11 protein-coding genes are annotated in these 13,739 nt (G+C 73.3%); 10 read left to right on the top strand and 1 reads right to left on the bottom strand.

The genetic code is table 11. From position 1 onward, the window contains the following. Positions 1-480: 480 nt before the first annotated feature. Positions 481-1,554, bottom strand: coding sequence for a PQQ-dependent sugar dehydrogenase (locus LX15_RS13340; RefSeq protein ID WP_253669877.1), 1,074 nt, complete (start codon positions 1,552-1,554; stop codon positions 481-483). 552 nt (positions 1,555-2,106) lie between these two features. Here LX15_RS13340 and pqqA point away from each other — a divergent pair. From pqqA to LX15_RS13390, 10 genes are all read left to right on the top strand, one after another. Continuing rightward, positions 2,107-2,253 carry a pyrroloquinoline quinone precursor peptide PqqA gene (pqqA, locus tag LX15_RS13345; RefSeq protein WP_253669878.1) on the top strand — a complete coding sequence of 49 codons (147 nt, stop codon included), beginning with the start codon at positions 2,107-2,109 and terminating at the stop codon, positions 2,251-2,253. 268 nt (positions 2,254-2,521) lie between these two features. Beyond that, positions 2,522-3,250, top strand: a complete 729-nt coding sequence (pqqC, locus tag LX15_RS13350; protein ID WP_253669879.1) for a pyrroloquinoline-quinone synthase PqqC — start codon at positions 2,522-2,524, stop codon at positions 3,248-3,250. Then, complete coding sequence (gene pqqD, locus LX15_RS13355) at positions 3,247-3,585, top strand: pyrroloquinoline quinone biosynthesis peptide chaperone PqqD (protein ID WP_253669880.1); 339 nt, start codon at positions 3,247-3,249, stop codon at positions 3,583-3,585. Before pqqC ends, pqqD begins: the two co-directional genes overlap by 4 nt. Beyond that, entirely contained in the window at positions 3,578-4,696 is a 1,119-nt protein-coding gene (gene pqqE / locus LX15_RS13360; RefSeq protein WP_253669881.1) for a pyrroloquinoline quinone biosynthesis protein PqqE, read from the top strand. The genes pqqD and pqqE overlap by 8 nt, the downstream gene beginning before the upstream one ends. Beyond that, a complete protein-coding gene (gene pqqB / locus LX15_RS13365; protein WP_253669882.1) occupies positions 4,693-5,589 on the top strand; it encodes a pyrroloquinoline quinone biosynthesis protein PqqB in 897 nt (298 codons plus the stop codon). The genes pqqE and pqqB overlap by 4 nt, the downstream gene beginning before the upstream one ends. 200 nt (positions 5,590-5,789) lie before the next feature. Continuing rightward, positions 5,790-6,599, top strand: a complete 810-nt coding sequence (locus LX15_RS13370) for an ABC transporter ATP-binding protein (RefSeq protein ID WP_253669883.1) — start codon at positions 5,790-5,792, stop codon at positions 6,597-6,599. Continuing rightward, positions 6,593-9,184 (top strand): ABC transporter permease, encoded by a 2,592-nt coding sequence (locus LX15_RS13375; RefSeq protein ID WP_253669884.1) that lies wholly within the window; start codon positions 6,593-6,595, stop codon positions 9,182-9,184. The genes LX15_RS13370 and LX15_RS13375 overlap by 7 nt, the downstream gene beginning before the upstream one ends. A gap of 11 nt (positions 9,185-9,195) precedes the next feature. Further along, entirely contained in the window at positions 9,196-9,933 is a 738-nt protein-coding gene (locus LX15_RS13380) for a DUF4097 family beta strand repeat-containing protein (RefSeq protein ID WP_253669885.1), read from the top strand. 798 nt (positions 9,934-10,731) lie between these two features. Beyond that, entirely contained in the window at positions 10,732-12,231 is a 1,500-nt protein-coding gene (locus tag LX15_RS13385) for an ArnT family glycosyltransferase (protein ID WP_253669886.1), read from the top strand. Continuing rightward, complete coding sequence (locus LX15_RS13390) at positions 12,228-13,484, top strand: glycosyltransferase family 2 protein (protein ID WP_253669887.1); 1,257 nt, start codon at positions 12,228-12,230, stop codon at positions 13,482-13,484. The genes LX15_RS13385 and LX15_RS13390 overlap by 4 nt, the downstream gene beginning before the upstream one ends. Positions 13,485-13,739 lie beyond the last annotated feature (255 nt).

The raw sequence follows: 13,739 nt of genomic DNA on the forward strand, positions 1-13,739 counted from the left end.
CACAAAGGACTGCAAAGGGCCGCGCCGTGGCGGGTCGGGCCGTGTGGGCCCTCGCGCGCGACTCCAGCCTGTAGTGAAGGGGGACCCCCTGATTTCAGCCTGGCAGGCGGGACCGACAGTTTCGGGATGGTGCTGGGTCGCCTGATGGCGTGAACGCGCGGAGGGGTCGGTTCGCGTCGCCGATCGGCGGTCGCCGGCCGTGTGCCCGAGGTCGTGAGCCCCAGATCGGAAGCCGCAGATCGGAAACGGCAGACGGAAGTGGCAGATATCGGAAGCCGCAGGACGTGAGTCCCAGAAGGTGGGTCCCGGGCCGTGAGGCGTGGTGGGCGGGTCGGCCGAGGCGGGAGGACCGCGAGCACCACCGAGGACACCCGACCGGGTCCTCTCCCGGTCCGGCGCCCCAGCCGGACCGGGAGAAGGCGGTCGGTCACGCCCCACGCCCCCGGCACCCCTGGCGGGCCGGGGGCGGGCCCGCCGAGGTCAGTCGTCGAAGACGTCCATGCTGATCACTCGGTCGTCGTCGTCGGCCAGGGTCGAGCTTCGGTTGTCCCGGTTGGACGTGGTGACCCACAGGGTGCCGTCCGGAGCGGCGACCGCGGCGCGCAGCCTGCCGTTGCGCGCGGTCGACACGTGGTACGCGCTGGCGCGCTCGTCCTCCGGCGAGATCGGCGCGCGGAGGAGGCTCTCGCCCCGCAGCGTCGCGATGTAGAGGTAGCCGTCGCGGTAGGCGATCCCGGAGGGAACGCCCTCCTCCGGCCGCATGACGATCACCGGGTCGACGTGGCCCTCGCCGTTCTCGCAGTAGCCCTCGCACACCGGCCACCCGTAGTTGCCGCCCGGCTGGATGCGGTTGATCTCGTCCCAGTTGGACTCGCCGATGTCCCCCGCGTACAGGGTGCCGTCCCGGTCCCAGGTGAGGCCCTGCACGTTGCGGTGGCCCAGCGAGTAGACCAGCGAGTCGGGGAACGGGTTGCCCGGCGCGGGCTTGCCGTCCTTGGTCATCCGCAGGATCTTGCCGTTGAGCGCGTTGCGGTCCTGCGCGACCTGGTAGCCGTAGGCGTCCCCGACCCCGGCGTAGAGCATCCCGTCCGGGCCGAAGGCGAGCTGGCCGCCGTTGCGGTAGAGGTGCCGCGAGATCCCGGTGACGAGGGGTTCCGGCTGCTCCCCGAGCCGGAACCGCGCGATCCGGTTGTCCGTGTTGGTCGTGTAGTAGACGAAGATCCAACCGTCGCTCGCGTAGTCCGGGGAGACCGCGATGCCGAGCAGCCCGCCGTCGGTGCCGTAGGGCACGGCGTCCTGGATCCGCTGCGCCTCCGACGCCCCGCTGTCCGTGACGCGGAGCACGCGCCCGCTGGCGCGCTCCGTGACCAGGGCGGACCCGTCGGGAAGGAACGCCACGCCCCACGGCACGACCAGGCCGCCGGCGAGGGTCCGCTCCTCGTTCCGCCCGCCGGGGGGAGACGGCGCAGCGGTGGCGGCGGGGGCGATGCACAGGGCCACCGCACAGGGAAGCAGGGCCAAGGCGACACCGACGACGCTGCGTCTGATGCTCACTTAACCTCCAGGTGTGCTGACCGGGGAGCGCCGCTGTCGTCGACGGTGTCCCGACACGCGCGACGACGCCTCCCAGCGGTATCGGGCCACCACCCACTGAGCTGAATCGCTACAACGTGTGGAGCACCGCGGTGAGAGCCATGACCACCAGCGGCGATCAGCCCTTGATGTCCTAAGTGGACACGACGTCGCGACCGCCGTGCCCACCGTGCCCACATGTCCACATGTCCACGGGTGCCCACCGTGTCCACCGCGACGACGCCCCGCTCCCTGCCGCCGCCGACGACGATTGTCCGTCGTCACCGGCCGACGCGCCGCCGGACGCCGGCCGCGACCGCCGACACCCGGGCGTCCCAGCGCCCGACGCGGTCGGCCGCGGCATCATCCGTCACATCACCACGATCGACACCGCTCGTCACGGTCCCCTCACCTGGATCGGAGTAGAGGTTCACCCTTGCAGGGCTGTTCTCTGTCCGCCGCTCCGAACTACGTTGGGGCCGCCCGCGACCGGCTCCGCGAGCCGGTCGCCGCGACCACGAGGGAGTGAGGCCGATGACCACGAGCACGAACACCCGAGGGGCCGGCGCCACCGGGACCGAACGGCCCGCCGCGACGAACGACCGGCGGCGCTGGGTCCGTCCGGACTTCACCGACTTCGAGACGGCCCCCGAGGTCACCGCCTACGTGGCGCGCGACTGAGTCGGGGCGCCAGACCGAACGCAGGACAACGACATCGAGCAGGTGGCGGACATCCCCGTGCCCGGCGGGCGTCGCCGTCGGCCGGCTCCGCCGCCGGCGTGCTGACGCGTCCCGCGCCACCGCGCCGACGGCGTCCGATCCGGCCACGCGCTCCAGGACGCGTCGCGTGTCGCGCGCGGATGCCCGCGTGCCGACGCTCGTCATCCGAAGAAGTGAACACGGGGGGCCGCGCCTCACCGGCGCGGCAGGGGGGACCGAGGTCTTCGGCATGGGAAGCGCACCGACCGACCCGGCGGCGCCGGCCGGCCCGATGCCGGCGGCGGACTTCGTCGCCGCGTTGCGGGACCTGTCCGACCGGTACTGGGACCGTCATCCGTTCCACCTCAGGTTGCACGAGGGACGGCTGACCAAACCGGAGTTGCAACTGTGGGCGGCGAACCGCTGGTACTACCAGCGGCGCCTGCCGCAGAAGGACGCCGCGATCATCGCGAACTGCCCGCTGCCCGAGGTGCGGCGCCACTGGCTGGAGCGCGTCGTCTACCACGACGGGCGGGACGCGGGCGAGGGCGGGGCGCACAACTGGCTGCGGCTGGCCGAGGCGGTGGGGCTGGACCGCGCCGAGGTGCTCGACGAGCGGCACGTGCTGCCCGGCGTCCGGTTCGCGGTGGACGCCTACGTGAACTTCGCGCGCGCCCGCTCGTGGCAGGAGGGTGTGGCCTCGGGGCTGACCGAGATGTTCTCCCCCGGCCTGATGCGCCGCCGGCTGGCGGACATGCGCGAGCACTACCCGTGGATCGGCGAGGAGGGGTTCGCCTACTTCACGTCCCGCCTGCGGGTGATCGCCGGCGAGGGTCAGTCCACAGTGGATCTCGTGGTGCGGCACTGCGTCACCAGGGACCAGCAGGACGCCGCCGTGGCCGCGCTCGCCTTCAAGTGCGACGTGCTGCGCGCCATCCTCGACAGCGTCGACTACGCGTGCCACCAGATCGCGCCATGACCGTTCCCGACAGCCACCCGGAGAAACGGGCGTTCCCGTTGCCGGACACGGCGGTTCCCCGGCTGCGGCGCGGGGTCCGGCTGAGCTTCGACCCCACGCGCGACAGCTACGTGCTGCTGTACCCGGAGGGCGTGTTGCTGCCGAACGAGACGGCGGCCGCCGTGCTCGGCCGGTGTGACGGCGGCGCCGACGTCGCCACGATCGTGGCATCGCTGGCGCGGGACTTCGACGGCGTCGACGCCGCGCAGGTGTCGGACCTGCTGCGCCGCCTGGAGCGGCGACGTCTCGTGGAGATCGTGGAGCGCCCCGACGGGACGGTGCGCGACGATGGGTGAGCCAGGTCCCTCCGTCGGGCCGCCGTTCGGGCTCCTCGCCGAGCTGACCCACCGCTGCCCGTTGCGCTGCGCGTACTGCTCCAACCCGCTCCAGCTCGTCCCGGCGTCAAACGAGCTGGACACCGACCAGTGGCGGTCCGTGCTCGACCAGGCCCGGCGGTTGGGCGTCCTCCAGGTCCATCTCTCCGGTGGGGAGCCGATGGCCCGGCGCGACCTTCCCGCGCTGGTCGAGCACGCCCACTCCCTGGGCTGCTACGTCAACCTCGTCACGTCGGGGCTGTCCCTCACCGACGGCGCGGCCGCCGAGCTGGTGGCCGCCGGCCTGGACCACGTGCAACTGTCCATCCAGGACGCCGACACCCGGGGCGCCGACGCGATCGCGGGGGCCAGGGCACACGAGCGCAAGCTCGCCGCCGCGGCCGTGGTGCGTCGGCTGGGCCTGCCGCTGACGGTCAACGTCGTGCTGCACCGGGGGAACCTCGACCACGTCGAGGCGATCGTGGACCTGGCGGAGCGGATGGGGGCCGACCGGTTGGAGCTGGCCAACACCCAGTTCTACGGGTGGGCCCTGCGCAACCGCGCGGCGCTGCTGCCGACAGCGGCGCAGTTGCGCGCCGCCGACGTCGTCGTCCGCGACGCCGTGGAGCGGCTGGCGGGCCGCATGGAGATTTCCTACGTGTACTCCGACTACCACGAACGACGCCCCAAGCCGTGCATGCACGGATGGGGGAGCCGGCAGCTCACGGTGGCGCCGAACGGCGACGTGTTGCCGTGCCCAGCCGCCAGCGTGATCGAGGGGCTGGACTTGGAGAACGTCCGGACGAGGCCGCTCGCGGAGATCTGGTACGAGTCGGCGTCGTTCAACGCCTTCCGGGGCACGGACTGGATGCGGGAGCCGTGCCGGAGCTGCGCGTTCCGCGAGGTCGATTTGGGCGGGTGCCGGTGTCAGGCGTTCCTGCTCACCGGGGACGCGGCCAACACCGATCCGGTGTGCCAGCTTTCGCCCCACCGGGCGGTGGTGGACAGGGTGCTCGCGGAGGACGTGCTGCTCGTCCCACCTCCGAGCGTCCCTCGACGGATGCCCGTCAGCCGGAACGGAGACGCGTTGTGAAGGCCCGCATCCTGGGCACGGCGGCGGGCGGCGGGTTCCCCCAGTGGAACTGCGCCTGCGCGCTGTGTGTGCGCGCGGGCAAGCCCGGCGTGCCCAGTCGCACGCAGGACTGCGTGGCGGTCAGTGGCGACGGGCGGAGTTGGTGGCTGCTCAACGCGTCGCCGGACGTGCGGGCGCAGATCCTGGCCACGCCGGAGCTGACGGCGGGGCCGGGACCGCGTGAGACCCCGGTGCGGGGGGTGTTGCTGACCGACGCCGAGCTGGACCACACGGTCGGGTTGGTGTCGCTGCGGGAGGGTGCTGGTCTGCGCGTCCACGGCACGTCGCCGGTGCTGGCCGCCGTACGGGCGGGCGTGGGCGGTGTGCTGACCCGTTACAACGGGGTGCGGTGGGAACTCGTCGAGCCGGACGTGGAGTTCCCCCTCGACGGGGGTCTCCTGGTGACGGCGCTGTCGGTCGGGCACAAGCGCCCGAAGTACGCCCGTGAGTCCACTGTGGAGGGTTCATGGGTGGTCGCCTACCGGGTCGTCGACCCGGGTACCGGCGGCGTTCTCGTCTACGCGCCCTGCCTGGCGGAGTGGCCCTCCACGTTCGACGAGGTGCTGTCGCGAGCCGACTGCGTGATCCTGGACGGCACGTTCTTCGACGCGGAGGAGATGTCCGGCGCGACCGGCGCGCGCGTGGACAGCCGTGCGCAGCACGCGATGGGACATCTTCCCGTCGGTGGTCCGGATGGCAGCCTTCGTCGCCTGCGCGGGTTGACTCGGCCACGGTGCGTCTACACGCATCTCAACAACACCAACCCCCTGGTCGACGCGTTCTCCCCACAACGAGCGGAGTTGGCGGCGGCCGGGGTCGAGGTGGCGGACGACGGCGCCGAGCTGGAGTTGTGACCGGCGCGCCGATCTGGTGTCGATCACCACGCTGACCAGCCCGAATGCCATCCGTCCCGCCCGAAGGTGGGGATTTCCCTACCTCCATGGGGGCGGACTCCACCCGGAGCAGGACTGTGCCGCGCACCCTCGTTTCCGGAAGTCCCGCTCCCTAACGTCGAACGCGACGGTTCTGGTCGGTTCGGGGCGAGGAGACGGTGGTGCGAGGCAGGCACACGGGCGGCACGGTGGCCGGCGGCGGTGGCGGCGGAAACGGCGCGGACGCGATCCGGCTGGAGGCGGTGCGCAAGGTCTACGGGACCGGACGCGCCGCGGTCGCCGCGCTGGACGGCGTGACCGCGGTGTTCCCCCCGGGAGGCTTCACCGCGGTCATGGGTCCCTCCGGCTCGGGCAAGAGCACGTTCCTGCACTGCGCGGCGGGACTGGACCGGCCGACCGAGGGTCGGGTGCTGCTGGGCGGCGTCGACCTCGGCCAGCTCTCCGAGACCGCGCTGACCACGCTGCGCCGCGACCGGGTCGGCTTCGTGTTCCAGGCGTTCAACCTCATGTCCGCGTTGGACGTGAGGGACAACATCACCCTCCCCCTGCGGCTGGCGGGACGCCGGCCGGACGGGGAGTGGCTGACGCGGATCGTGTCCCGGGTCGGGCTGGCCGACCGGCTGGGCCACCGGCCCGCCGAGCTGTCCGGCGGGCAACAGCAGCGGGTGGCGATCGCGCGGGCGCTGGTCACCCGGCCGGCGGTGGTGTTCGCCGACGAACCGACCGGCGCCCTGGACGCCACCACCGCCCACGAGGTGCTCGGACTGCTGCGGGGCGTGGTCGACGGCCTCGGGCAGACCGTCGTCATGGTCACCCACGACCCGGTCGCGGCGTCCTACGCCGACCGCGTGCTGTTCCTGGCGGGCGGCCGGCTGGTCGACGAGCTGCGGGCTCCGACGGCGGAGGCGATCAGCCACCGCATGCGCGGGCTTCGGGGCGGGGCGGAGCCCGTGGGGGTGGCGCGGTGCTGAGTCTGTCCCTGCGCACCCTGCGGACCAGGGCCGGCGGCTTCGTCGGCGCGTTCGTCGCGCTGCTGCTCGCCAGTGCCGTGGTGACCGCGTGCGGTGTGCTACTGGAGAGCGGCATCCGGGGTGGCCCCCGCCCCGAGCGGTTGGCGGGGGCCGACGTCGTGATCACCGGTGACCGCCAGGCCAAGGCCCCGCCCGTCGTCGGCGGGGACGAGCCCGAGCTGACGGAGCCCGATCTCCCCGACCAGCGCTTCGCCGAGGTGGTCCGGCCCGAGGCGGCCGTGGTGGAACGCGTCAGGGCCGTGCCCGGCGTCCGCGCCGCCGTGCCCGACCTGAGCTTTCCCGCGCACGTGGTCGTCGACGGCCAACCCGTGGCGGGTGTGGAGCGGTCGCTGGGCCACGGCTGGGACTCCGCCCAGCTCACCCCGTTCACCCTGCGGGCGGGGCGGGCTCCGGCGGCCGAGGACGAGGTCGTGGTCGACGCCGCCCTCGCGGCGCGCGCCCGACTGGGCGTCGGCGACCAGGCCCGGATCCAGGTGGACGGGGAGCCCCGCCCCCACCGGGTGGTCGGCATCGTCGCCCCGCCGGCAGGCGACGGGCTGGAGCGGCAGGCCGCGCTGTTCTTCGCCCCCTCCACGGCCGAACGGCTGGCCGGGCACGCCGGGTGGGTCGACGCCGTCGGCGTCCTCGCCGCGCCGGGGACCGACGGCGAGCGGCTGGGGGAACGGATCGCGCAGGCGCTCCACGACGACCGGCTCGTCGCGCTGGTGGGGGACGACCGGGGCCAGGCGGAGTTCCCGAGGGAGGCGGACCGCCCGTCGCTGCTGATCCTGGTGTCCACCCAGTTCGGCGTGATCGTCGTGTTGGTCGCGGTGTTCGTCGTCGCCGGAACGTTGGCCCTGTCCGTGCGGCACCGGCACCGGGAAATGGCGTTGTTGCGCGCGATCGGCGCCACGCCGCGCCAGGTGCTGCGCATGGTGACCGGAGAGGCGCTGGTGGTCGCCTCGCTGGCGAGCGTGCTCGGCACCGCGCCGGGCATGGCCCTCGCCGCCTGGGCACGGGACGAGATGGCCGCCAGGGAACTGGTCGGGATCGAGACCCCGCTGAGCCTCAGCCCGCTCCCCGCGCTGGCCGCCGTGGTGGTCGGCATGCTCACCGCCGCCCTCGCGGCGCTGTCCGCCGGCCGTCGCGCGGGCCGCGTCCGCCCCACGGAGGCGTTGCGGGAGGCCGCGGTCGAGCCGGTCGGGATCGGCCGCGGTCGGCGGATCGCCGGCTCCGTGCTCCTCGGGCTCACCGGCGTGCTGGTCGTCGTGACGGTCGCGGTGCGGAACAAGGAGATGGCGGCGGTCGCGGCCCAGACCGTGCTGCTGCTCGTCATCGCGATCGCGTTGCTCGGCCCCGCGGTCGCCAGGGGGATCACCGCGCTGCTCGGGTGGCCGCTGCGGACGATGTTCGGCGCGACCGGGTACCTGGCGGCGGAGAACACGCGGGCGAACACCCGCCGCCTGGCCAGTGTGATCACGCCGCTGGTGCTGTGCGTCGGGTTCGCCGCCGCCGTGCTCGGCGTGCAGGCCACCGCGCTGACCACGGCCGAGCGGGACCAGGCCGCGAGCAGCAGGGCCGACCAGGTGCTCGTCTCCACGACCGGCGGGCTGCCGCCGACGGTGGCCGAGGCCGCGCGTCGCGTGCCGGGGGTGGTCGCCGCGACGGGCACGGCGCGGACCAACATCGTGGTCGAGGGAACGTCCGCCTTCGACCCGGTCCTCCACACCTACGACGCCACCGCGCTGGGCGGACCGGGCGTGGAGGCCACCCTGGACCTGGACGTGCGCTCCGGCCGCCTGGCCGACCTGGGCGGGGACGGCGTCGCGCTGAGCGTGGACGCGGCGGGGACGCTGGACGCCGCCGTGGGCGACCGGGTGACGGTCAAGCTGGGCGACAACACGCCCGCCGAGCTGCGGGTGGTGGCCGTCTACGACCGGTCCGCCGGGTTCGGCGACGCCGTGCTGCCGCGCGAGCGGGTGGCCGGGCACACCACGACCGGGCTGGACGACGCCGTGCTGATCCGGTTCGCCGAGGGCGCCGACCGGTCCGCGGCGGCGGCGGCGCTGCGCGAGCTGTCCTCCCGCTACGCGGGTGCGCACCTCGTGGACGCGGTGACGACCCAGACGGAGCAGGTGCGCGCGCTGCGCCAGTCGGCGTGGCTGAACCTCCTGCTGGTCGCCATGATCATCGCGTACACGGCGGTGGCCGTGGTCACGACGTTGGCGATGGCCACCAGCGACCGGGCCCGCGAGTTCGCCCTGCTCCGGCTGGTCGGGACCACCAGGAGCCAGGTGCTGCGGATGGTGCGCTGGGAGGGGCTGCTCGTGGTCGTCGCCTCGGTGGGCCTCGGGGCGCTCGTGGCCGCGGCGACCCTGGTGCCGTTCAGCCTCAGCCTGGCCGGCTCGGCGCTACCCGCCCTGCCACCCCTGGCGTACCTGCTGATCCCGGGCGGAGCGGCGGCCCTCGCCCTGCTCGGCACGCTGTTCCCCGCCCGGCTGGCCCTGCGGACCCACCCGGCGGACGCGATCGGAACCAAGGAGTGAAGGAGCACGTCATGACCACGCGCCGCGTCGCGCTCGCCCTGGCCGCGTTGGCTCTCGGCGGCGCCCTGGTGGGATGCCGGATCACCGGCGGGGGTGGCACCGCGGAGAACGGCGGCTCGCCGGGCGGAGGCAGCCGGGGCGACGAGACCTTCGAGTTCCGAGAACGGATCCAGACGGTCGTGGTCCGCACCGAGGCTGCCTCGCTGGAGGTGGAGGTCGGCGACGGTCCGATCCAGGTCCGGGAACAGCGCCGGTACAGCGACGAGCCGCCCCGCACGACCCGCGCCGTCGACGGCGCCACCCTGCGGCTGGAGGAGAACGGCTGCGGCGACGGCATCTCGTTCGGCATCCACCGCTGTGAGATCAACTACCGGGTCCGGCTCCCCAGGGACACCGCGGTGGACGTGGAGACCGGCGCCGGCTCGGTGTCCGTCCGCGGCCTGCACGGCGGCCTCCGGGTCGTCACCAACGCGGGGCGGGTGCGCGGTGTCGACCTGGGCAGCCGCGAGGTCACGGTGAAGGCCGACGCGGGCACGGTGGACCTCGCCTTCACCCGCCCGCCGACGACGGCGGACATCCGCACCGACGCGGGCACGATCGAAGTCCGCGTCCCGCGGGACGAGCGGTACGCGATCGACGCCAGGACCATGGTCGGCACGGCGCGCCTGGACGTGCCCCACACCGCGGGCGCGCCGAACCGGATCGTGCTGGAGTCGCAGGCGGGAGCGGTGTCCGTCCGCCCCGCCTGACCACCCTCTGGTCGGCTCTCTGGTCGGCTCTCTGGTCGACTCTCTGATCGGCTCTCTGGTCAACCCCTGGTCCGCACCCGGACCGGGTCGCGCCCGGGGCGGGTCGCGCCCGGGGCGGGCGACGCGGCGGCGCGTCGCCCGCCCTGGGCCGTCCTCGCCGGGTCAGGCATGCACCCACCCTTCCCCTGGCCCCGGCCGACCCAACGCCGGCCCGTGGTTCTCCCCCTCTCCCGCGATCGCCGCGGTGACGCGGTTGGCATTCACCTACCGCGCAACGGCCATGAGCGCGCGAACGCCACTGGCTCTCCCTGTCGACCACCTCCGGGTCGCCCCCTCACCATTCACGCCGACATCCGGCCGCATTCAAAGCGAATAGGGACGCGCGACAGCCGGGAAGGTTGTTCGCGACACTCACAACTACACTGATACCACTCGTTCGAGTGAGATTTTTCCGCGGCGTTCCCGATACGGAACCGCGTTTCCTCCCACCACTCCGATCATGGGCCGAATTGACCCGTGCGTGACGCCGTCAACCGGAGGCCCCGAAAGACCTGATCACAAGCGTGACGGGAGAGGTGACCCGACAAAAGGAACCACACTCCGACCAGGTGACTCGTAACGCGGGTTCGATCTCGACCCCGCTCATCGTTCAGTCAACGGGATACCGAAAAGACATTCACGTTTCGACTTCCCGTGTATCGTTCACTTCCGGTTCGTCGCCTCCGCTCGCCGGGAGAAGCCCGGCCCCCGCATTTCGATCTCCCTCGTCCCTTGTCGACCGAGACCGAGAGGCCGCAATTGACGACGGACAGCCCGCACCGCCGGTCCCGGCTGGCCGCCCTCGCCGCCCAGCACTGGCCGTTCGGCGCCGTGTTCGCGGTCGGCGTCGTCATCCGCGTGCTCACGACGGTCTCCTACTGGCCGGCGTTCTGGTTCCTCACCGACAGCGGCCGCTACCTCGACGCGAGCACCGACCTGCGACCCGCGTCCGGCGTGAACGGCATCGGCTACCCCGCGCTGCTCCGGCTGCTCAGCCCGACCGGCTCGGTGGCCACCGTCTCGATCCTCCAGCACCTGGCCGGTCTCGGGCTGGGCGTCGCGATCTACGTCTTCCTGCGGCGCAGGGGCCTGCGCGGCTGGCTGGCCGCCCTGGGCGCGACCCCGGTCCTGCTCGACTCGCACCAGGTGGTGCTGGAGCACTACGTGATGTCGGACGTCCTGTTCATCGTGCTCCTCACGAGCGCGGCGCTGGTCCTGCTCCGGCGGGAGCGGCCGGGCGTGCTGGCCTGCCTCGTGGCCGGCCTGCTGATGTCCGGCGCGGTGCTGACGCGGTCGGTGGGTCTGGGCGTGGCCGGCATCTTCCTGCTCCTGCTGGTCGTCCGGCGGACCGGGTGGAAGCAGCGCGGCGCGTTCGCGCTCGTGCTGGCCCTGGTGGTCGGCGGGTACCTGGAGTGGACGAGGCGGGAGACGGGACGGGCGACCTTCAGCCCGCTCCAGGGCCGCTACCTCTACTCCCGCACGGCCAAGATCGCCGACTGCGACCGGCTCCGGCTCACGCCGGAGCAGCGGAAGCTGTGTCCCAGCCAGCCGCTGGACCAGCGGCCCGAGCGCGGCGACTGGTACCTGACCTTCGACCAGAACCTGGCCAGCTACCCGGTCTCGGCCGACGACTTCATCGGCGGCTTCGCCAAGGAGGTCATCCGGCAGCAGCCCGGCGACTACGCCTGGCTGGTGCTGCGGGACACCTTCCGCTACCTGGCGCCGGGCCAGGAGGTCGGCCCGGCCCACCGCTGCCTGTTCGGCTGGTGGGTCATGCCGGTGGACGTCCGCGACGAGGGGCCCGACCTCGCGCGGTGCAAGCCGTTCCTCGCCCAGTCCTCGTCGTTCGACCCCGCGCACGCCGACCCGGCCGCGGACCAGCCGTCCGCGCTGCGGCGGGCCCTGCACGTCTACTCGCAGCGCGTCCAGACCCCGCACCTGGCGCTCGGGCTGTCCGTCCTGCTGGCCCTGGCGGCGCTGGTGTACCGCCCGCGCCGACCGGGCTGGCGGGACGGTCTGGACGGCTTCGTGCTGGTCGGCACCGGCGTCGCGATCATGGCCGCGTCCGTGGCGACCTCCATGTACGAGGTCCGCTACGGCGCGCCCTCGGTCGTGCTGATGGCGGTCGGTGGGGCGCTCGCGGCGCACCGGCTGATCTCCGTCCGCTCCCGCTCCTCGGAGCGGGCCCCTTCCCCGACGGACGAGGACAGCGGCTCGCACCGGGCCGCTCCGAACAAGGTCGACGTGGAGACCTCGTGAACGACAAGCTCGAAGTGACCGTGCTCCTGCCGTGTCTCAACGAGGCGGAGACGCTGGCCGTCTGCGTCACCAAGGCACGCCGCAGCCTGGAGGAGCTGGGCGTGGCCGGCGAGGTGCTGGTGTCGGACAACGGCAGCACCGACGGCTCGCAGCGGATCGCCGAGGAACACGGCGCCCGGGTGGTGCACGCCCCGATCAAGGGGTACGGCGGGGCGCTGCTGGCCGGGATCGAGAACGCCCGCGGCAAGTACGTGATCATGGCGGACGCCGACGACTCGTACGACCTGAGCAACCTGGGCCCGTTCGTCGAGGGCCTGCGCCGGGGCCACGACGTGGTGATGGGCAACCGGTTCCGGGGCGGGATCGCCCCCGGCGCCATGCCGCCGCTGCACCGCTACCTCGGTAACCCGGTGCTGAGCTGGCTGGGCCGGGTGCTGTTCGGGCTCAAGGGCGTGGGTGACTTCCACTGCGGCATCCGGGGCTTCAACCGGGAGCGCATCCTGGCGCTGGGGCTGTGCATGCCGGGCATGGAGTTCGCCTCGGAACTGGTCGTGCGGGCCGCGCTGGCCGGGTACGACATCGCCGAGGTGCCGACGACGTTGCGGCCGGACGGCCGCTCCCGCCCGCCGCACCTGCGCACCTGGCGGGACGGCTGGCGGCACCTGCGGTTCCTGCTCATGTTCGCGCCGGGCAAGACCCTGATCGCGCCGGGCGCGGTCCTGCTCGTGCTGGGTCTGGTCGGGACGGCCGTGCTGACCAGGGGGCCGGTCACGGTCGCCGGGGTGCGGTTCGACATCGCGGCCCTGGTCTACGCGAGCCTGTTGGTGCTGGTCTCCGTGCAGCTCCTGTTGTTCGGGGCGTGCGCGAAGATCTACGGGCGCAGCTCGGGCATCCTCAGGGACGACAACAGCCCGCTGTGGCTGTCGCTGATGCGGTTCGAGGTCCTGCTCGGCGCCGGCCTCGCGCTGATCGCGGCGGGCCTGCTCGGCACGGTCGGCGCGGTGTCCTGGTGGGGCTCGCGCGGCTTCGCCGACCTGGAGCCGCAGACGATCATCCGCATCGTGATGCCCTCGGCCACCGCGATCGGGGTGGGCGTGGTGTCGTTGTTCTCCGGCCTGCTGACCAGCCTGCTCGCCCTGCGGGGCGTGGGCCGGCCGACGCCGCAGGACCGGGGCGCGGTGCGGGACGGCAGCGCCACCGGGGGCGGCGGGGTCGCCGACCTCGCGCACAGCTCCGCCGCCAGCCGCGACTGATCCGGTCGACCCGTGAGGGGTGCGTCGGCGACCGCCGGCGCACCCCTTTCGCGCATCCGGGGCGCGCCTCGGTCACTCACCCGGGGCGCGCCTCGTTCGCCGGCCTGACCCGTGGACGTCGACCTCGGGCACTTTGTGATCATCGACCCCGCGAACGGGCGTCTCCGGCGCTCTCAGCCCCCGGAACAGCCCCCACCCGCCCTGGGGGGCGAGCCCCGCTCCAGCCTATCGGCCCGGACGCCGCCGCACCCGCCA

The sequence above is a fragment of the Streptoalloteichus tenebrarius genome (assembly GCF_024171885.1).
GTDB lineage: Bacteria > Actinomycetota > Actinomycetes > Mycobacteriales > Pseudonocardiaceae > Streptoalloteichus > Streptoalloteichus tenebrarius.

Excerpts from the sequence above, each read along its gene's own strand:
- pqqA (WP_253669878.1), top strand. The coding sequence starts at position 2,107 with ATGACCACGAGCACGAACACCCGAGGGGCCGGCGCCACCGGGACCGAA.
- pqqC (WP_253669879.1), top strand. The coding sequence starts at position 2,522 with ATGGGAAGCGCACCGACCGACCCGGCGGCGCCGGCCGGCCCGATGCCG.
- pqqD (WP_253669880.1), top strand. The coding sequence starts at position 3,247 with ATGACCGTTCCCGACAGCCACCCGGAGAAACGGGCGTTCCCGTTGCCG.
- pqqE (WP_253669881.1), top strand. The coding sequence starts at position 3,578 with ATGGGTGAGCCAGGTCCCTCCGTCGGGCCGCCGTTCGGGCTCCTCGCC.
- LX15_RS13380 (WP_253669885.1), top strand. The coding sequence starts at position 9,196 with ATGACCACGCGCCGCGTCGCGCTCGCCCTGGCCGCGTTGGCTCTCGGC.